We start from the raw sequence: 17,858 nt of genomic DNA, 5'->3' as shown, positions 1-17,858 counted from the left end.
CAGCCAATCACTCCGGGGCGTCGAGCGCGCGTCTGCGACAGGATCCCCGCCGATGGTGCGCTTCACCCGTGCCGAGCTCGAGGCCTTCCGGGACGAGGAGGTCCCCGACCTCCTCGGCCCGCCCGACGGTCCGTCGCTGCGGCTGCTCTTCGTCGGCATCAACCCGGGGCTCTGGACCGCGGCGGTCAAGACGCACTTCTCGCACCCGGGCAACCGGTTCTATCCGGCCCTGTACCGCGCCGGCATCACGACGTACGAGCTGTCGCGGACCGACGGCGTGCGCGACGCCGACCGGGAGCACCTGATCGAGCGCGGCGTCGGCATCACGAACCTCGTGCGACGGGCGACGGTGCGCGCTTCGGAGCTGTCGCGGGACGAGCTGCAGGCGGGCGGCGCGCGGCTGCTGGAGCTCGTCGCGCAGCGGCGGCCGCGGGTCGTCGCGATCGCCGGGATCACCGCCTACCGCGACGCGTTCGGCGAGCGCACCGCGGCCGCGGGCCGCCAGCCCGACCGGATCGGGGGGCCGTTCGGCGACAGCGCGCTCTGGGTCGTGCCGAACCCCAGCGGGCTGAACGCCCACGAGACCGTCGACTCGCTCGCCGCGGCCTACCGGGCCGCTGCGGCCGAGGCGGGCGTCGTCTGACGCCGAGGCTCCGCCAGATCGTTCCAGGGGGTGGAACGATCCGCCCGAGCTAGGCTCCCGGACGTGCCGATCGAGCTGCCACCGACCTCGTCGGCGCCTCCGAGGATCCGCTGGGTGACGCTCGCGACGGCGCGGATCCAGGAGGAGCGCGCCTTCTGGTGCGGTGCGCTGGGCCTCGAGCGCACTCCGGGCGCGCCCGACGGCGGGTTCGCGGTCGCCGTCGGCGACGGCGTGCTCGCGTTCCGCCCGGCGCCCGCGTCCGCGGCGGCCCCGGCCCACCACGTGGCGCTGGAGGTCGCGCCGGAGCGGCTCGTCGACGCGGCGGCGTGGCTCGCCGCGGCCGCGCCGCTGGTCGAGCTCGACGGCCCGGAGGGGCCGGAGCCGATCGTCGACTTCCCGGCGTGGGCGGCCCACAGCGTCTACGCGGTCACGCCCGGCGGTCACGTGGTCGAGCTCATCGCCCGTCACCGCCGCCCGTGGACGCCCCCGCCCGGCGACGGCGGTGCGCTCGTGCGCGGGCTGAGCGAGGTCGGCGTCTGCGCGCCGGACGTCGCGTCGCTCGTCGATCGCCTCCACGGCCTCGGGCTCGAGCGCTGGTTCGGCGATCCGGCGAGCGGGTTCGCGGCGGTCGGGGACGAGTCCGGCCTGCTCATCTGCGTGCGCGAGTGGCGCCACTGGTTCCCGACGGCGCGCCCGGCGGTGCCCGGCAGCGTCTCGATCGTCCTCGAGGCGGTTCCGGCGCTGCACCCCGAGGACCCGGTCGCGGTGGGCAGCGCGACCGAGCTGCGCGCCCTGCCGACCTGACCGGCGCCGCGGACCGCCGGCGGGCGACATCGCGGGTGAACCTTCGGGGAGGTCCCCGATGCGGCGTCGGGGTGGCGCGCCTACGGTCGTCGGGTGCGTCGTCCCGTCCCCGTCCTCCTCGCCGTCCCCGTCCTCGCGCTGGCGCTGCCCTCAGCCGCCGGTGCCGACATCACGTGGGGCTCGGACCCCGGCAGCACCGGCGAGTCCGTGACCTGCGCGGGATCGTGCACCGTCGCCCAGGCGCGCTCGGCGAACCAGGAGCTCGCCGAGGTGCTCTACGACGGCCGGGGCGTGGTGACGCGCTGGCGGGCGACGGTCACCGGCGGCCAGGTCCGCCTGCGCGCCCTCGGCGGCGCGGGCGCGGGCGACTGGGTCGCGCCGGGCGGCACCGTCGACCAGGCGGTGCGGATCCCCGTCGGTGCCGGGCAGCTCGTCGGCCTCGACCTGCGCGACGGCGCGCAGGTCGGCTTCCAGGCGCCGTTCGTCCCCGACGACGCCGAGGTCGTGCACCAGTGGACGCCGGCGCTGCCGGACGGCGGCGGTCCCGGTGGCGCCGAGGCGCGCCGCGGCTCGCTCGCGCTGGCGCTGACGATCGAGCCGGACGCCGACGGGGACGGCCTCGGCGACGAGACCCAGGATCCGGACGGCGGCCGCCCGGTGCCGCCGCCCCCGCCGGATCCCGATCCGGGCGGCCCCGGTCCGGATCCGGACCCGGGGCCGGGCACGCCGCAGCCCGACCCGGCGCCGCGGGTGCCGAAGGGCGGCCCGCGGCTCGCCCTGCCGCGGACGCTGAGCGCCACGCGCTCGGGCGTCGTGTCGCTGACGGTCGCCAACCCCTACGGGCAGGCGCTCAGGGGCACGGTGACCCTGCGCCAGGGCAAGCGCCGCGTGGCGCGGGCGACGCTCGCGCTGGGCCCGGAGGGCGGCCGGACCGTGAAGCTGCGGCTCTCCTCCGCGGCCCGTCGCACGCTCGCGCGCCGTGGTCGCCTGTCGCTGCGGGTCGAGATCCGCGCGAAGGCGTCCGGCACGAAGACCCGCGCGAGCGTCCGCACCGCCACCGCCACCGCCCGCCGGTCGAGCGGCTCGTCGGGCGGCGGGGCGACCGGCGGCGGCCTCGACGGCACCTATCGCGCGAGCGACGGGCAGGTGCTCGTGATCCGCGACGGCGTCGTCCAGAGCTTCAACGGCTCCCTGACCCTCTACTGCACGCGCTCGAAGCGCCAGAAGCTCGTGAGCTACTCCATGATCGGTGACGATCCCAAGCCCAAGGTGGGCGGCGATGGCCGCTTCGCCTGGGAGGCGACCCGCAACTACGGGTTCCAGAAGCTGAAGTTCGACGGTCGCGTCGCGGGCGACACGGCGACGGGCAACCTCGTCGTCGAGGACCGGTCGCCGCTCCTCGGCACGGGCCGGTTCGAGTTCGACTACTGCTTCGCCGGCAAGCAGTGGGGCCTGAAGCGATGAGCCGCCGCCCGTTCCTCGTCGCGGCGCTCGTGGCCGCGGCGCTCGCCGGCGCCGGGTCGACCCCGGCGTCCGCGGCCACGGTCCGCAGCATCGCCGACGGCCTGCCGATCCTCTCGGCGGAGGCCGCGGGCGCGAAGCTCGACGCCCAGCGCCCGCAGCTCTGCGCCGCGAAGCCGTCGAAGGCGCGCACGCCCTCGCTGCGCGCCGCGCTCGCCCAGGCGCGCAAGGTCGTCCGCCGCGGCAAGGGGGCCGCCGCCGACCGCCGGTTCCGCAAGAGCCGCGACGGCCGGTCGGTCGAGCGGGCGCTTGCGGCCGCCGGAGCGGCCGCCACCGCCGGCCGCTCGACGGCGGCGCTCGCCGCGCTCCTGCGGGCCCACGAGCTGCGCCCCCGCGACCAGCGGCCGCTCGTCGGCGCGGCGACCGTGCTCGTCGGCATCGGGCGCGCGCCGGCGGCGCTCGCGCTGCTCGACGCCGCCGCGAAGCGCAAGGCCCCGAAGGGCGCGCCGCTCGGCAGCCCGCGGCGCGCTCTCCTGGCGAACGCCCGCGGTCACGCCCTGCTGGCGCTCGGACGCTGGAAGGACGCCGAGCGGGCGCTGCGCCCGGCGGTCGCGTCGGCGCCGCTCCTGCGCGAGGCGCGCGCGAACCTCGCGCACGCGCAGCTCTGCGCCGGGAACCGGGCGGCCGCGGCGAGGACCGCGGCGGCCGCCACCCGTCGCGCGGGCGCGCCGAGCGCGACGACGAGCTCGGATCCCGACAGCGGGGGGCCGGTCGTCGTCCAGGCCGCGACGCCGCTGTGGCTCGACGTCGCGCCGGGCGTCCTGCCGACGCTGCCGACCTGGCGGATCCCGGCGAACGAGGCCGAGGCCCGTGCCCTGCGCGACGCGCTGCGCGCGCAGCACGACGGCGACCTGCCGGCGATCCGTCAGGCGGTCGCCGCCACGAGCGCGGCGTCGCAGGCCTCGCGGCCGGCGCGCCAGGCGCTCTCGGCCGCCGGCACGAGCTACCTCCGCGCCCTCGACGTCGCGTTCGCGCGGCCGGAGCGCCAGCCGGGGCTGCGCGAGCGGTGGGAGGCGATGGGCGCCCGCTGGCGGGTCCTGAACGACTTCCACACCCGCTTCGGGGCCGGGCAGGCCGGTCCCACGTGCGGCGCGTTCGCCGGCTGGCGTCAGGCGTACCTCGACTACGAGGACGCCGCGCGCCAGTACATCCGCGAGCAGTACCGCTACCACACGGGCATCGCGGCGAACGTCGCCGATCCCCGCCTGCACGCCGAGTTCATGGCCCGGGCGCGGCAGAGCCTCGTCGTCCCGATGCAGAACCTGCACCAGGCCTCGTCGTTCCTGGCGGAGTACGGGTCGAACTGCTTCGAGGGCGAGGCGGCGGCGGTCGGCCTCGACGAGACGCCGGGCGACACCCCGGAGAGCGCGAAGTGCCCGACCGGCCTGACCAGCGTCGCGTTCCGGTGGGCGCTGCCGGGCGTCGAGGTGTCGGTGAGCTGCGAGGCGATCGGGGTCGAGCTCGAGGCCGGCAGCGCGTGGCTGACGGGCTTCCTCAACGTCTCCCACCGGCCGGGCACCGGCGAGACGACGGTCGTCGTCGGGCCGCGCGCGAAGACGCCCTCGGGCCCGTTCGGGCCGAGCGCGCAGGTCGAGGACGGGCTCTACATCACCGTCGCGGGCGACGGCACGATCCGGGACGTCGGCGCGCGGGTCTCGCACACCGCGGTCCTGCAGGTCGGGCCGGGGAGCGTCGCGCTCAGCGGCGAGTCGATGGACTTCTCGCTCGTCGGCGTGAGCCCGCTCGGCGCGATCCTCGGCGACTGACCGCTGCGGGGCCTTGCCGCTTCGGCAAGGCCCCTCGCCGTCCGCGCCGGTCGCTCGTACGATCGGCGCCATGGACGAGCCGCCGCCCCGCGCCCCGCACGAGGACGGGCACCGGTCGGCGGCGCGGGCGTTCTCCGACCCGGCGGTCGTCGCCTCCTACGTCGAGCGCACGCGCCGCGCGGTCCCGGGCCTCGAGGTCCTCCACGACCTCGCCGACCGGCTCCTCGACGAGGCGGTGCCGCGCGATGGCCGGGTGCTCGTCGTCGGTGCCGGTGGCGGGCTCGAGCTGCGCCACTTCGCGGCGCACCATCCGGACTGGCGCCTCGACGGCGTCGACCCCTCGGGCGAGATGCTCGACCTGGCGCGGACGACGCTCGGAGCGCACGCCGAGCGGGCGGCGCTGCACGAGGGCGTCGTCGACGATGCGCCGGAGGGCCCGTTCGACGGGGCGACGTGCCTGCTGACCCTCCACTTCCTCCCCGCGGCGGAGCGGCTGGCGACGCTCCGCGGGATCCGCCGGCGGCTGCGGCCGGGCGCGCCGCTGCTGACCGTCCACCACAGCGTGCCGGCCGGCCCCGCGCGCGACGCCTGGCTGGCGCGGTACGCGCGCTACGCGGCCGCCCCCGGCGCCGACCCGGAGCGGATCGCCGCCTCGGCCGCGGCGCTCGGCGCCCACCTGCCGCTGCTCGCGCCGGAGGAGGACGAGGAGCTGCTGCGCCGGGCCGGGTTCCGGACGCCGGCGCGCTTCTACGCGGCGCTGACGCTGCAGGGCTGGCTCGCCCACGCCGACGGGGCGCCGTGACCCGGGCCCCGCCGGCCGGCGCGCGCGTCAGGCGCCGCCGCGCGCGCCGGGCTCCACGAGCGCGCGCGCCAGCTCGGTGCGCGAGCGCAGGCCGAGCTTGCGGTAGATCTGCGAGAGGTGGTGCTCGACGGTCTTGCGCGACACGAAGAGCTCCGCCGCGATCTCCGGGTTCGTCCGGCCGTCGGCGACGAGCAGCGAGATCCGCAGCTCGTGCGGGCTGAGCTCGTCGGCCGGGCCGCTCCGCCGCTCCCCGGTCGGACCGCCGGTCGCGCGCAGCTCCTCCCGTGCGCGCTCGGCCCAGGGGCCGGCGCCGGCGCGCTCGAGGCGCTCGAGGGCGAGCTGCAGCGGGGCGCGGGCCTCGCGTCGCCGGCGCTCCCGCCGCAGCCGCTCGCCGAGCGCGAGCCGCGCGAGCGCTGCCTCGAGCGCGTCGCCGGCGGCGTCGAGCCGCGCGATCGCCCGCACGAGCGACGCCTCGCCGGCCGGGCCGGGGGTCAGCAGCGCGTGGGTCCGCTCGACGGCGGCGCGTCCCCACGGGGTCGGGGAACGCGCGACGCGGGCCTCGAGCTGCGCGTGCGCCGCCTCGGCCTCGCCGCGCGCCCCGGCCCGCACGAGCGCCTCGACGAGGTCGACGCCCCAGCGCGCCATGTTCGGCTGCGCGAAGCCGGTGCGGGCCGCGGTCGTGGCGCACAGGCGCAGCGGCACGAGCGCGTCCTCGGGCCGGCCCACGGCGAGCTCGATCCGCCCGAGGGCGGTGTGGGCCTGCAGCGTCGTGAGGACCGCCCCGGACCGCTCCGCCTGCTCGAGCGCGAACTGGGCGTGCGCGCGGCAGGGCTCCTCGCGGCCGAGCGTCGCCTCCGTCTGCGCCAGGAGGGCGGCCGCCAGCCCCGCCAGCAGGTCCTGCTCGGTGTCCCGGGCCAGCTGCAGCGCCTCGCTGCCGGCCGCGAGCGCCGGGGCGTGCGCCCCGCGGCGCAGCTCGAGCTGCCCGAGGACCGTCAGCGGGTAGACGAGCTCGGAGACGGCGCCGATCCGCCGCGACCCCGACAGCTGTCGCTCGAGGAGGACGTCGGCGAGCTCCGTCCCGCCGCACCAGAGCGACGCGTGCGCCGGCGAGGCGAGCGGCTCGTAGCCCGTCGGCGGCAGCTCGCGGCCCTCGAGGGCCGGCAGGTGCCGGTCGAGCTCCTCGAGCGCGCCGTCCGTGCCCCCGATCGAGGCGGCCAGCAGCGTTCGCAGCAGGGCCGACAGCGCTCGGTGGACCGGCAGCCGGTCCGCGGAGAGCGCGTCGACGCGGTCCAGCGTCTCGGCGAACGCGTCGGCGTCGCCGGTGAACCAGTAGGTCGGCGTGGCGCTGAGCAGCAGCGTCGCGGCGCGGCCGGGGTCACGGTCGGCGACGACCTCGACCTGGCGCAGCAGCGACGAGGTGCCGGCGGTCGCCAGCCCCATCCGTCCCATCGCCGTGCCGCGCACGCGCTCGAGGTCGGCCCGCACGAGCGCGTCGGCCGGGGGATCGACGAGGGCGCGCTCCGTCAGGTCGCGGGCGTCGGCGAGCGCCCCGACCTGCAGCGCCATCTCGGCGGCGGCGAGGGCGTGCGTCGCCGCCCGCGCCGGGTCGTCGGCGAGCCGGACCGCGGCGGCCGCGTCCCGGGCGGCGGCGGAGAGGTCGCCGCGCTGGCGGGCGACGACGGCCGCGTCCATCAGGGCGTCGGCGAGCGCCGGGTCCGGTCCCTGCGCCGCGCCGGCGCGATGCCACGCCGAGCGATCGACGGGCAGGGCCGCGGCGAGCGCGAGGTGGGCCGCCCGTCGCTCCTCGGCCGAGGTGTCGTGCAGCACGACCGCGCGCAGCAGCGGGTGGCGGAAGCGCAGCCCGTGCCCCTCGGGCACGAGCAGCCCGCGGTCGACCGCCTCCGCGAGCCCGTCGTCGCCGGATCCGCCCCCGAGCGTCGCCGCGGCGACGGCGAGCTCGGCCCGGGTCGCGCGCTCCTCCAGGGCCAGCAGCACGAGGCCGCGCGCGGCGGCCGGTCCCACGGCGGTCAGCTCGTCGCGGAAGGCCCGCTCGATCGCGCGCGACGGGCGCCAGCCCGCGGTGGACGGCGCCGCCAGCGCCTCGCCGGACGCGCGCGCGAGCTCGACGAGCGCGAGCGGCAGCCCGGCGGCGAGCGCGAGGACCCGGTCGATCCGCTCCTCGGCCGCGCCGGCGCGCCGGGCGAGGGCGACCGCCGATCCGCGGTCCAGCGGGCCGAGGTCGATCCGCTCGGCCTGTCCGTCGTCGAGCTCCCGGCCGGCCTCCGGCCGCGCGGCGAGCAGGACGAGGGCGCCCTCGTGGTCCAGCCGGCGTGCGGCGAACCGCAGCGCCTGCAGCGACCCCGCGTCGAGCCACTGCGCGTCGTCGACGGCGAGCAGGAGCGGCCCGCCGCGGTCGGGCTCGACCTCGAGCATCGCCAGCAGCGCGACGCCGACGGCGAACGGCGTCGGCGGCGGTCCGGTCGTGCGGCCGAGGGCGACCTCGAGCGCGGTGCGGTGCGGGTCGCCGAGCGCCGTCAGGAACGGCAGCGTCGGGCGCAGCAGCTCGTGCAGGCCGGCGAACGGCAGGTCCGACTCCGCCTCGACGCCGCGGGCGGTGAGGACGGTCCCCTGCCGTGCGCGACAGCGGCCGGCGACCGCGCGCAGGAGCGCCGACTTGCCGATCCCCGGCTCGCCGACGAGGAGGGCCGCGGCGCTGCGACCGTCGGCGGCGCGGTCCAGGAGCGCGTCGAGCCGACGCAGCTCGGCGTCGCGTCCGAGGAGGTCGCTGGGGGACGACACGACTCGATCGTAGGCGGCCGGTCCGCGCGCTGCGGAGCCGGCCGCGGCGTCCTCAGCGGCGGCCGGCGCCGGTCTGCGCGGCGCGGGCCAGCGCGGCCTTCGTCACCGCGACCGCCGGCTTGGGGCGGTTCTCGTAGGTGAACAGGCCCTTCTGGTTGAGCCCGCGGACGAGGCGGATCGGGTGGCCCTTGTAGACGTTGCGGATCGAGCCGCCGAGGAACGCGGGCGAGACGCCGAAGTCGCGGAGGTTCCAGACGAGGAAGCCCTGGACGTTCGGGTCCGACGCGTACGCGTCGATCGTCGTCCGGATGAGGTTCGACTGGTAGCCGTAGCCGCCCGGCTTCGACGAGGGGTTCTCGCCGTTGGCCTCCGCGCCGAACTCCGTCAGCACGAGCGCCTTGCCGCGGTAGACCCGCTCGGCGAGCTTCAGGTACGCCTTGATCCGGCGCGCGATGTAGGACATCGGCTGGCCCGGCTCGCTGTACCAGCCCTCGTAGTTCGTGATCCCGATCGCGTCGATGTACTGGTACACCGGGCCGACCTTCTCGGGCAGGCGCGTCTCCCAGACCATCCGGCCGCGACGGCCGCCGCCGAGGTCGCAGCGCTTCGCCGTGCCGCGGCGGACCTTGAGCTCCACGACGCCGCGGGCGCTGGACATGCAGAGCTCCTTCGGCGTGCCCCAGAGGTCGAGCGCCACGAGGCGGTTCGGGTCCTTCTCCTTGAGCATCCGCGACATCGCCCGCACGTACGGGACCTGCCCGTGCCGGTTGCCGTTCTTCGCGATCTCGTTCGCGAGGTTCCAGACGATCGTCGAGGGGTGCGTCTGCTGCTCGGCGAGCGTCACCGCCACGCGCTCCCGCGCGCGGCGCTGCTGCGCGGCCGTGCGGTGCGTCCACGAGCCGGGGGAGTCGAACGGGCCGATGCCCTGCCAGACCATGATCCCGGCCTCGTCCAGGCGCTCCAGCAGCGCCGGGTCCAGCGGGTGCTGGGCCCGGGTCGCGTTGGCCCCGATCGCCTTCAGGTCGTCGATCAGCCCGTCCATCTGCTCGGGCCGCAGGCCGTCGCCGACGCCGGGAGCGTCCTCGTGGATCGACGCGCCGCGCAGCTGCACGCGGGTGCCGTTGACGTAGATCGCGCCGTTGCGCACGCTCACGACCCGCAGGCCGGTGCGCGTCTGGTAGGCGCTCTCGGACGCGACCCCGACGACCATGTCGTAGAGGTTCGGCGCGGTCGAGGACCAGAGGTCGGGCTTCTCGATCACGACGCTCGCCGCGAGCCGGCGGGTCTGGCCGCCCGTGAAGCGCTGCGACGGGAACCGCAGCGTGAACGTCCGGTCCCCGCGACGCAGGACGCCGACCGGGGCGATCGCGCGCGTGCCGGCGCGGTTCGTGAAGTCGGCCGAGACGGTGACCTTCGCGCTGCCGCCCGGCTGCAGCTCCGTGACGACGGAGGGGGCGGCGGTGTCGCTGGCCCCGAGCGGGCGCAGGGTCACGTCGCGGGTGATGCCGCCGTAGTTGAACCAGCCGCGGTGGTAGCCCTGCTTCTTCATCGTCTCGGGATCGCGCCAGTCGGCGCGGACGACGATCGTGTGCTCGCGGCCGGCCTTCAGGCCCGCGCGGGCCTCGAACGGCAGGAACTCGCCGAGGTGCGAGGCCACCTGGCGGCCGTCGATCCAGACGGTCGCCTCGTGGTTCACCGAGCCGAAGCCGATCGCGTAGTCACCGTCCTTCGGGACGGTGATCGTCTTGCGGTACCAGGCGATCGAGCCGCGGTGCCCGAGGACGCCCGCCGCGCCGGTGATGTTCTTCGCGTTCGGGACGTACGGCAGGTCGACCGTCGACCCGGTGAAGTCGCCGTCCTTCCAGCCGAGCCCGCGGCCGCTGTCGCGCGGGTCGTTGCGCACGGTCCACCCGGCGCTGATCGACGTCCGGCCGAACGGGCCGCCGACCGCGACGGGCGCGTTGGACGGCGCGTCCTCGGCCGCGGCGGCTGAGCGTGGCCCGTCGCCGAGCTCGCTGACCGCGACGGGCGCGGCGGCGAGGGCGAGGACGAGGAGCGGAACGGGGAGGAGGCGGCGACGGAGCATGGCGGACCCACGGCCGCCTCTGGCGGCCAGGTCGCGCGAGCGTAGCGGAGCGGGCCGGGTCGGCGAGCCGGGCACCGGGCCGGTCTCGGCGCCGCGACGGGGCCCGGGCGCTACCGTCGTCGGCCGTGCTCCGGCTCGCACCGTCGCACGCCGTCGTCGCCACGGCGCTCGTCGCCGCCTGCTCCGCGGGACCCGCGGTCGCGCCCGAGCGCGCCGCCGCGGCCAGCCAGCTCGTCGTCCGCGGCGCGGGCTTCGGGCACGGCGTCGGCATGAGCCAGTGGGGCGCGCGGGGGATGGCGGCGCGGGGCGCCGACGCTGCGCGGATCCTCGGCCACTACTACCGCGGCACCCGCGTCGGCCGGCTGACGCGCAGCCCGGTCGTCCGCGTGGCGCTCCAGTGGGGGCGTCGCGAGACGACGATCGCCGGGGCGTCGAGCATCGGCGGGGTCCGCGTGGATCCGGGGCGCAGCTACCGGCTGCGGCGGACCGGGCCGGGGATCGTCGCGTGGACGACCGGCGAGCGGCCGCGCCGCGTCGCCCGCGCGGCGGGGGCGGTGCGCGTCAGCGGCGGTGGGCTGCTGCGCGTGGCCGGCCGCGCTGCGGACGGCGTCGTGGACGGCGCGTTCCGCGGCGTGCTCGACGTCCTGCCCGACGGCGCGGGCGTGCTCGTCGTCGAGGAGCTCGGGCTGGAGGAGTACCTGCGCGGCGTCGTCACCGGCGAGTCGCCCGCGAGCTGGCCCGCGGCGGCGCTCCAGGCCCAGGCGATCGCGGCGCGGACCTACGCGATCACGACGAGCATCGGCGGGCGCCCCTTCACCCAGTGGCCGGACACCCGCTCGCAGGTCTACCGCGGCGTCAGCGGCGAGAGCGGGCCCGGCGATGCGGCGGTCCGCGCGACCGCCGGCCAGGTCGTCACGCGTCGGGGACGACCGGTGACGACGTACTACTTCGCCGCGAGCGGCGGGCGGACCGAGGACGTCGAGCACGTCTTCGGGGGCGCGGCCCGCCCGTGGCTGCGCAGCGTCGCCGACCCGGCCGAGGGCGATGCGCCGCTGCACCGCTGGACGCGCCGCTTCGACGCGGTCTCCGCCGACCGGCGGATCGGGCGGATCGCGCCCGTCGGCGCTCTGCGGCGGATCGAGGTCCTGCGGACGGGCTCCTCGCCGCGCGTCGTGCGGGCCCGGGTCGTCGGCGACCGCGGGCGCCGCGACGTCACCGGCGAGCAGCTGCAGCGGGCGCTCGCGCTGCCCGACCGCTGGGCGACCTTCACGCGCACGTCGATCTCCGGCTGCCTGCGCCCGCGGCCGGCCGCGCCGCGAGCCGGCACGGCGCTCCGGCGGCCGCTCGCGGCCGCCGACCCGGCCGGCGGGGCGCTGCAGCTGCTGCAGCGCGGCGCGAGCGACCTCGCGGTCGGCCTCGACCGGCGGGCGCGGGCGGAGCGGATCGTGCGCGAGCGCTGCCGGCTCGTCGGCGGCGCGGCGGGCGACGGCACCGCGGAGCGGGCGGCGCGCCTGCAGCGCCCGGACGGCCGGCGCTGGCGGACCGTCCGGCGGGTGCGCACGGACCGCGCCGGGCGGTTCGACCTGCTCGTGCCCCGCGGTGGGCGCTGGCGCGTCGTCGTCGGGGTGGCACCGACGCCCGAGACGCGCGCCGAGCGCTGATCCGCCGCCGGCCCGGCCCGGCGCACCGGTGCGTCACGCCGGACCCGTGCCGGACCGCGCGACCGGGTCAGGGCGTGAACTTCACGGTGATGACGTCGCCGTCCTGGACGACGTAGTCCCGGCCCTCGACGCGCAGCGTGCCCTGCTCGCGCGCCTGGCCGTAGCCGCCGGCCTCCAGCAGCGCCTCCCACCCGACGACCTCGGCGCGGACGAACCCGTGCTGGATGTCGGAGTGGATCTCGCCGGCGGCGTGCCACGCCGACAGGCCGCGGCGCAGGTGCCACGACTGCCCGCGCTTGCCCGAGCCGACGGTGAAGAACGTGATGAGGTCGAGCAGGTCGAACGCGCCGCGGACCACGCGCTGCAGGCCCGACTCGGCGAGCCCCAGCTCCTCGCGCATCGCCGCGGCCTCCTCGTCGTCCATCTCGGCGAGCTCGGCCTCCAGCCGCGAGGAGACCGCGACGACCTTCGCGCCCTGCGCGGCGGCGTGCTCGACGACGGCCGGCGGGATCGCCGCGTCGCCCTCGGCGAGCTCGTCCTCGCCGACGTTGACGACGAAGAGCACCGGCTTGGCGGTCAGCGGGAAGAGGTTGCGGACGACCTCGGGGTGGTCCTCGGGCGCGGGCACCGTGCGCGCGGGACGGCCGGCGTCCAGGGCGGGGATGAGCTCCTCCAGCCAGGCGAGCTCGGCCTTCGCCTCGGCGTCGCCGCCGCGCGCCGCGCGCACGACGCGGTCCTTGCGCCGCTCGGCCTGATCGAGGTCGGAGAGCACGAGCTCCGTCTCGATCGTCTCGATGTCCCGGACCGGGTCGACCGAGCCCTCGCTGTGGACGATGTTCTCGTCGGTGTGGGCCCGGACGAGGTGGACGATGGCGTCCGTCTCGCGGATGTTCGCGAGGAAGGCGTTGCCGAGGCCCTCGCCCTTGTGGGCGCCCGCGACGAGCCCCGCGATGTCGTGGAAGTCGATGTGGTCGTAGACGGTCTCCGACGCGCCGAGCATCTCGCTGATGCGCGCGAGGCGGTCGTCCTCGACCGGCGCGACGGCGATGTTCGGCTCGATCGTCGTGAACGGGTAGTTCGCCGCCTCGGCCCCGGCCTGCGTCAGCGCGTTGAAGAGCGACGACTTGCCGGCGCTCGGCATGCCGACGATCCCGATCTTCATGCTCATCGGACCGGGTCCTCCTGGGGGTCGGTCGCGGGGGCGCTCGGCTCCGCGGACGTCGGGTGGTGACGGGCGTCCTGGCGCTCCTCCGCCCAGCCGGCGAGCCGCGCGGTCGTCCGCACGGCCTTCGCAGCGACGGTCCCGAGCGCGGCTCCGATGAGGATGTCGCTGGGGTAGTGGACGCCGAGGTGCACCCGCGAGGTCGCCATCGCGCCGGCGACGACGTAGAGCGGCGTGGCGGGCAGGACGCTCGAGTACGCGCTGGCGGCCGCGAACGACGACGCGGCGTGGGAGCTCGGGAAGCTCAGCTGCGTCGGGGTCGGGATGAGCGGCGGCAGGTCGCGCAGCTGCGGGCGGGGGCGGCGGGCGACCTGCTTGATCGTCGTGTTCGCGACGTAGGCGACGGCCACGGAGCTGAGGCCGAGCGCCCACTGCTCGCGGCGCCGCCGGTCGAGCGTCACGCCGGCGGCGCCGAGCGCGAGCCAGAGCGCGCCGTGCTCGCCGGTGCGGGAGAACGCGACGATCGCGCGGGTCGACCCGTCCGAGACGGCGGTCGAGCGGATGAGGCGCATGCCGGCGAGGTCGACCTTCGCCAGCGCGCGCCAGTGCGGGCCCCGCAGCGCGCGGGCCAGGAGGCTGCGCCGCGCGTCGATCGCCTCGCGCCGCAGCGCGGCGTCGTCCAGCAGCGGGTGCGGCCGGCGCCGGCGGCCGCGCGCGGGCAGCAGCGGCAGCGGTCCCGACGGGCGGGAGCGATGGCGGGAGGCACGGCGCGGCACGCCGTGCAGCGTAGGCCCTCGCGCCCGCCGGCGGTCCGGCGGGGCCCGGTCCGCCGGGCGCGATCGACGTCTTGACGCGCATCTGACGCGCGCTCGGGCACCATGTCGGTCGTGCAGCTCGCGCTCGTCGTCAATCCGCGGTCCGGCGCCGGCCGCAACGCCGACGAGATCGTCGCGCTGCTGGAGGGCGACGGGCGGAGCGTCGCGACCTTCGAGCTCGACGACGTCGACGCCGCCGCCGCGTCCGGCGCCGACCGGCTCGTGATCGCCGGCGGCGACGGCTCGATCGGCTGCGCGTTCGAGGCGGCGGCGCGCCACGGCGTGCCGCTCGCGGTCCTGCCCGCCGGCACGGCGAACGACTTCGCGCGGGCGATGGGGATCCCGCCGTCGATCGAGCAGGCCGCGCCGACGGCCGTCGATCCCGACGCCGAGGAGCGCGCGGTCTGGGGCGGCCTGATCGACGGCCGGCCGTTCGTGAACGTCGCCTCGATCGGGCTCGGGGTCTACGCCGCCGAGCAGGCCGCCCCGATGAAGTCGCTGCTCGGCCCGGTCGCCTACGGCGTCGGCGCGGCGGTCGCCGCGTTCCGGGGCCGCTACGCCCGGGCCCGGGTCCTCGTCGACGGGGAGGAGGTCTTCGACGGCGACGCCTGGCAGGTGCTGATCGGGGCGTCCGGGTCGTTCGGCGGCGTCGCCCAGCTGCCGCTCTCCGACCCCGACACGCCCGAGCTCGAGGCGTTCGTGCTGCCGTCCGGGCCGCGCGCGTCGCTGCTGCGCCGGGCGTGGGGGATGCGCCACGGCGGCTCGCGCGGCGGCGTCCAGGTCTCCCAGGGACGGGAGATCGTCGTCGACCTCGACCCCGACCGGCAGTGGAACGTCGACGGCGAGGTGCTCGACCTCGGGGACGTCACGGTCCGGCCGCTCGGTCCGGCCCGCGTGCTCGTCCCGCCGGGCGCGCAGGGGGACGCGCGATGAGCGACCGGCGCGACGACGACGCGGCGCCCGAGGACGCGCCCGCCCCCGCGGCGCCCGGCGCCGGCCGCGACGCGCCCCCGGCGGGGGGACGTCCCGCCGACGATGGGCACCCGCCGCTGGCCGACCACCTGCAGCGCGCCCGCGACGGCTTCGCCTCGGCCGACCGCGACCGCTCGCGCAACAAGCTCGTGCTGCTGCTCCTCTTCGGCGCGCTGCCGATGATCGTCGTCTTCGTCGCGGTGCTCGGCTCGCTCGCCAGCGGGCCGCCCGACGACAACGGGGGCAGCGAGCGGCTGGGCGAGGTGACGCGGTACTGCGTCTACGTCGCGAAGGACACCGACGACAACGCCGACTGTCTGGACCGCACCGACCCGCGGATCGTCGAGCGGGAGAACTCCAACGCCGGGCGCTACGCGCGCGGCGAGCTCCTGCGGTGCCTCGACGACTCCGGGCCGCTCTGCCGGCTGAAGTAGCGCCGCGCCCCCGGGGGACGCGGCGCCGGGTCCTACAGGCCGAAGCCGATCTTCGGCTCGTCCTTGTCGACGCGCACGAAGACGACCTTGTCGAGGTTCAGGTGGACGGTGGCGTCCTCCGCCTCGACCTCGGTCCAGCCGCCCTGGTCGAGCGCCTTGCGCAGCGTCGCCAGCCCGTCCTCGGTCAGGCGCACCGCGACCGGCGGGGCGCTGTCCAGGCCGATGCTGACGCGGAGCTTGTCGTCGGACACGGGGTTCTCCTTCGGGGGTGCGGGATCGCGGCTCAGTGGTGCGCCGGCTCGGTGAGCTCGGTCAGCACCTTGCCGGTCGACTTCGGATGGACGAACGCGACGCGGCTGTTGCGGATGCCGCGGCGGGCCTGCTCGTCGATGAGCGCCACGCCGCGCACCTGCAGCGTCGCCAGCGCACCGTCGATGTCGGTGGTCTGGTAGGCGATGTGGTGCAGGCCGGGGCCGTTCTTCGCGATGAACTTCGCGACGCCGGTGTCCGGGCCGAGCGGCGAGATGAGCTCGACGTGGTTCTCGCCGACGTCGAAGAGGACCGCCTCGACCCCCTGCTCCTCGATCGTCTCGCGGTGGACGAGCTCCAGGCCGAGCACGTCGCGGTAGAGGGCGATCTGGTCCTCGAGGTCCTCGGGGGCGACGGCCACGCCGAGGTGGTCGATGCGGTCGAACATGGCGGGCAGCTTAGTGCGCGACCCGCGGCGGCCCGTCCGGCGCCCGCATCGGCCGCCGTCCGGGCGGGTAGCGTCGGCTCCGATGGGACCGCTCGCGCTCGCCCTGCTCCCGGTCCGCGTCGGCGTGGCGGCCGGCCGGATCGTCCTGGCCACCGGTGACGCGCTCGCGCCGAGCGGACCGCTGCGTCGCCCGGACGGGCTCGGCGAGCGCGTGCAGGAGATCCTCTCCGCGGGCGGGGCGCTGGACCAGCTCGCGCGGCTCGCCGATCCGCAGGGCCCGCTCGCGCGACTCGAGCAGCTCGCGGTGCTCACCGCCGACGACAAGCCGCTCGGCCGCGCGCTCTCGGGCGGCGGCCCGCTGGATCGGCTGCTCGCGCGCAACGGCCCCCTCGACCGGCTGCTCGCCGACGGCGGTGCGGTCGAGCGGCTCATCGGGCTCGACGGGCCGCTCGAGCGGCTGCTCGTCCCCGGCGGCCCGCTGGACCGCCTGCTCGCCGTCGACGGGCCGCTCGACCGGCTGACGCGCGAGGACGGCCTGCTGGACCGCGTGCTCGACGAGGACGGGATCGTCGAGCAGCTCTTCGCCCCGAACGGGCTCGTGGAGCGGCTCGCCGCGAGCGAGGGCACGCTCGACCGCGTGCTGGAGCCCGGCGGCCTCGTCCACCGGCTGATCGAGCCCGCTGGCGTCCTGGACCGCCTGCTGGCGGAGGAGGGCGCCGTCGAGCGGCTGCTCGCCCCCGGCGGGCCGGTCGAGCGGCTGGCCGAGATCGCCGACGTCCTGCCCGAGCTCGTCGACGCCGTCCGCGTCCTGCCCGAGCTGCCCGAGCGCGTGCGCGCGGTCGAGGAGGAGGTGCGCGGGATCGACCACCACCTCGTGCACCTGACGCCGCTGCTGCACGGCCTGGAGGGCGTCGTGTCCGACATGCACCAGGCCGCGGAGAGCCTCGGTCGCGCGGTCGGCCCGCTCGCCCGCGTCGCCGATCGCCTCCCTGGCGGCCGCAAGCGCCTCGAGGGCTGACGGCGGCCGCGGCCGTCCGGTCCCCGCGCCCCCGGCGCCGGCCCGCTACAGGTCGCCGAGCGGCTCGAGCCAGCGGCCCTCGGCGGGCAGCGTCGCGAACGTCAGGCGCGGCAGCGGCTGCTCGAACAGGCCGGGGACGTCCTCGAGGTCGACGACGTCGATCCCGTCGACGCTCACGAGCTGCGTGGCGTGCTCGGGGAAGACGAGCGCCGTCACGCGGATCCCGTCGGCGAGCAGCTCCCGCGCGAGCTCGGCGAACGCCATCCCGTCGTGCGACATGAGCACGACCTCGCGGAGCGCCGGCGCGACCTCGGCCGCCCGCTGGCGGACGAGCGCGAGGATGTCCTCGTCGACGTCGGAGCCCTCGGTGAGCTTCGGCTTGAGGAACATCCGGAAGCCGGACTGCCGCACGACCTCGGCCCATCCGAGGACCCCGTTGAACGTCCGCTCGGTGACGTTCGCGAAGACGGCGGCCTCGAGCGCCAGGTCCTCCTCCGCGCCGCGCTCCCGCAGCCAGGCCCCGAGGGCGTCGATCCGGGGCCGCTCGCGCCCCGTCGGCTTGCGGCGCAGGATGAGCTGCCCGAGCACCATGTCGATGTTCGGGGAGTCCCAGGCCAGCAGCACGCGTCCGTCGCTCACGCCGCCATCCTCCCGCAGCAGCCGGGGCCGGTCCAGGCC

The 17,858-nt window shown here is 77.2% G+C and carries 16 protein-coding genes; 9 read left to right on the top strand and 7 right to left on the bottom strand.

Going from position 1 to position 17,858, the window contains the following annotated elements; all coding sequences use genetic code 11:
- The first annotated feature begins 55 nt into the window (after positions 1 to 55).
- The 5 genes from SK069_RS13725 (at position 56) to SK069_RS13705 (ending at position 5,536) form a co-directional block, all read left to right on the top strand.
- Positions 56 to 643: a mismatch-specific DNA-glycosylase gene (locus SK069_RS13725; protein ID WP_406628297.1), complete on the top strand. Its 588-nt coding sequence runs from the start codon at positions 56 to 58 to the stop codon at positions 641 to 643.
- Between the two features lie 114 nt (positions 644 to 757).
- The gene (locus SK069_RS13720) at positions 758 to 1,447 is read left to right on the top strand and encodes a VOC family protein (protein WP_319954813.1); all 690 of its coding nucleotides are present in this window, start codon (positions 758 to 760) and stop codon (positions 1,445 to 1,447) included.
- Positions 1,448 to 1,540: 93 nt separating this feature from the next.
- Positions 1,541 to 2,911: a hypothetical protein gene (locus SK069_RS13715; RefSeq protein ID WP_319954812.1), complete on the top strand. Its 1,371-nt coding sequence runs from the start codon at positions 1,541 to 1,543 to the stop codon at positions 2,909 to 2,911.
- Positions 2,908 to 4,734, top strand: a complete 1,827-nt coding sequence (locus tag SK069_RS13710; protein WP_319954811.1) for a hypothetical protein — start codon at positions 2,908 to 2,910, stop codon at positions 4,732 to 4,734. Before SK069_RS13715 ends, SK069_RS13710 begins: the two co-directional genes overlap by 4 nt.
- Before the next feature lie 70 nt (positions 4,735 to 4,804).
- Entirely contained in the window at positions 4,805 to 5,536 is a 732-nt protein-coding gene (locus SK069_RS13705) for a class I SAM-dependent methyltransferase (RefSeq protein ID WP_319954810.1), read from the top strand.
- Between the two features lie 27 nt (positions 5,537 to 5,563).
- Here the strand turns inward: SK069_RS13705 and SK069_RS13700 are convergent, their stop codons facing one another.
- Positions 5,564 to 8,335, bottom strand: coding sequence for a LuxR family transcriptional regulator (locus SK069_RS13700; protein WP_319954809.1), 2,772 nt, complete (start codon positions 8,333 to 8,335; stop codon positions 5,564 to 5,566).
- A gap of 52 nt (positions 8,336 to 8,387) precedes the next feature.
- Positions 8,388 to 10,421, bottom strand: a complete 2,034-nt coding sequence (locus SK069_RS13695; RefSeq protein WP_319954808.1) for a glycoside hydrolase family 2 TIM barrel-domain containing protein — start codon at positions 10,419 to 10,421, stop codon at positions 8,388 to 8,390.
- Positions 10,422 to 10,546: 125 nt separating this feature from the next.
- Between SK069_RS13695 and SK069_RS13690 the strand changes: the two genes are divergently transcribed.
- Positions 10,547 to 12,082: a SpoIID/LytB domain-containing protein gene (locus SK069_RS13690; protein ID WP_319954807.1), complete on the top strand. Its 1,536-nt coding sequence runs from the start codon at positions 10,547 to 10,549 to the stop codon at positions 12,080 to 12,082.
- 67 nt (positions 12,083 to 12,149) lie between these two features.
- Here the strand turns inward: SK069_RS13690 and ychF are convergent, their stop codons facing one another.
- Entirely contained in the window at positions 12,150 to 13,250 is a 1,101-nt protein-coding gene (gene ychF, locus SK069_RS13685) for a redox-regulated ATPase YchF (protein ID WP_319954806.1), read from the bottom strand.
- Positions 13,247 to 14,020, bottom strand: a complete 774-nt coding sequence (locus tag SK069_RS13680; RefSeq protein WP_319954805.1) for a phosphatase PAP2 family protein — start codon at positions 14,018 to 14,020, stop codon at positions 13,247 to 13,249. Before SK069_RS13680 ends, ychF begins: the two co-directional genes overlap by 4 nt.
- 102 nt (positions 14,021 to 14,122) lie before the next feature.
- On the opposite strand from SK069_RS13680, the gene SK069_RS13675 reads away from it, so the two are divergent.
- Entirely contained in the window at positions 14,123 to 14,992 is an 870-nt protein-coding gene (locus SK069_RS13675) for a diacylglycerol/lipid kinase family protein (protein ID WP_319954804.1), read from the top strand.
- Positions 14,989 to 15,465, top strand: coding sequence for a hypothetical protein (locus SK069_RS13670; RefSeq protein ID WP_319954803.1), 477 nt, complete (start codon positions 14,989 to 14,991; stop codon positions 15,463 to 15,465). Before SK069_RS13675 ends, SK069_RS13670 begins: the two co-directional genes overlap by 4 nt.
- Before the next feature lie 32 nt (positions 15,466 to 15,497).
- Here SK069_RS13670 and SK069_RS13665 read toward each other — a convergent pair whose 3' ends face one another.
- On the bottom strand, positions 15,498 to 15,716 hold the full coding sequence (locus tag SK069_RS13665) for a hypothetical protein (RefSeq protein ID WP_319954802.1): 219 nt from the start codon (positions 15,714 to 15,716) through the stop codon (positions 15,498 to 15,500).
- 32 nt (positions 15,717 to 15,748) lie between these two features.
- Entirely contained in the window at positions 15,749 to 16,162 is a 414-nt protein-coding gene (gene mce, locus SK069_RS13660; protein ID WP_319954801.1) for a methylmalonyl-CoA epimerase, read from the bottom strand.
- Between the two features lie 82 nt (positions 16,163 to 16,244).
- On the opposite strand from mce, the gene SK069_RS13655 reads away from it, so the two are divergent.
- Entirely contained in the window at positions 16,245 to 17,180 is a 936-nt protein-coding gene (locus SK069_RS13655) for a hypothetical protein (protein ID WP_319954800.1), read from the top strand.
- 45 nt (positions 17,181 to 17,225) lie between these two features.
- On the opposite strand, the gene SK069_RS13650 is transcribed toward SK069_RS13655, so the two are convergent.
- Positions 17,226 to 17,819, bottom strand: a complete 594-nt coding sequence (locus tag SK069_RS13650) for an NYN domain-containing protein (protein ID WP_319954799.1) — start codon at positions 17,817 to 17,819, stop codon at positions 17,226 to 17,228.
- Positions 17,820 to 17,858 lie beyond the last annotated feature (39 nt).

The organism is Patulibacter brassicae (genome assembly GCF_033949425.1).
Classification (GTDB): Bacteria; Actinomycetota; Thermoleophilia; order Solirubrobacterales; family Solirubrobacteraceae; genus Patulibacter; species Patulibacter brassicae.
Note: the sequence above shows the minus strand (reverse complement) of the source record. Positions and strands in the feature narration are given on the sequence as shown.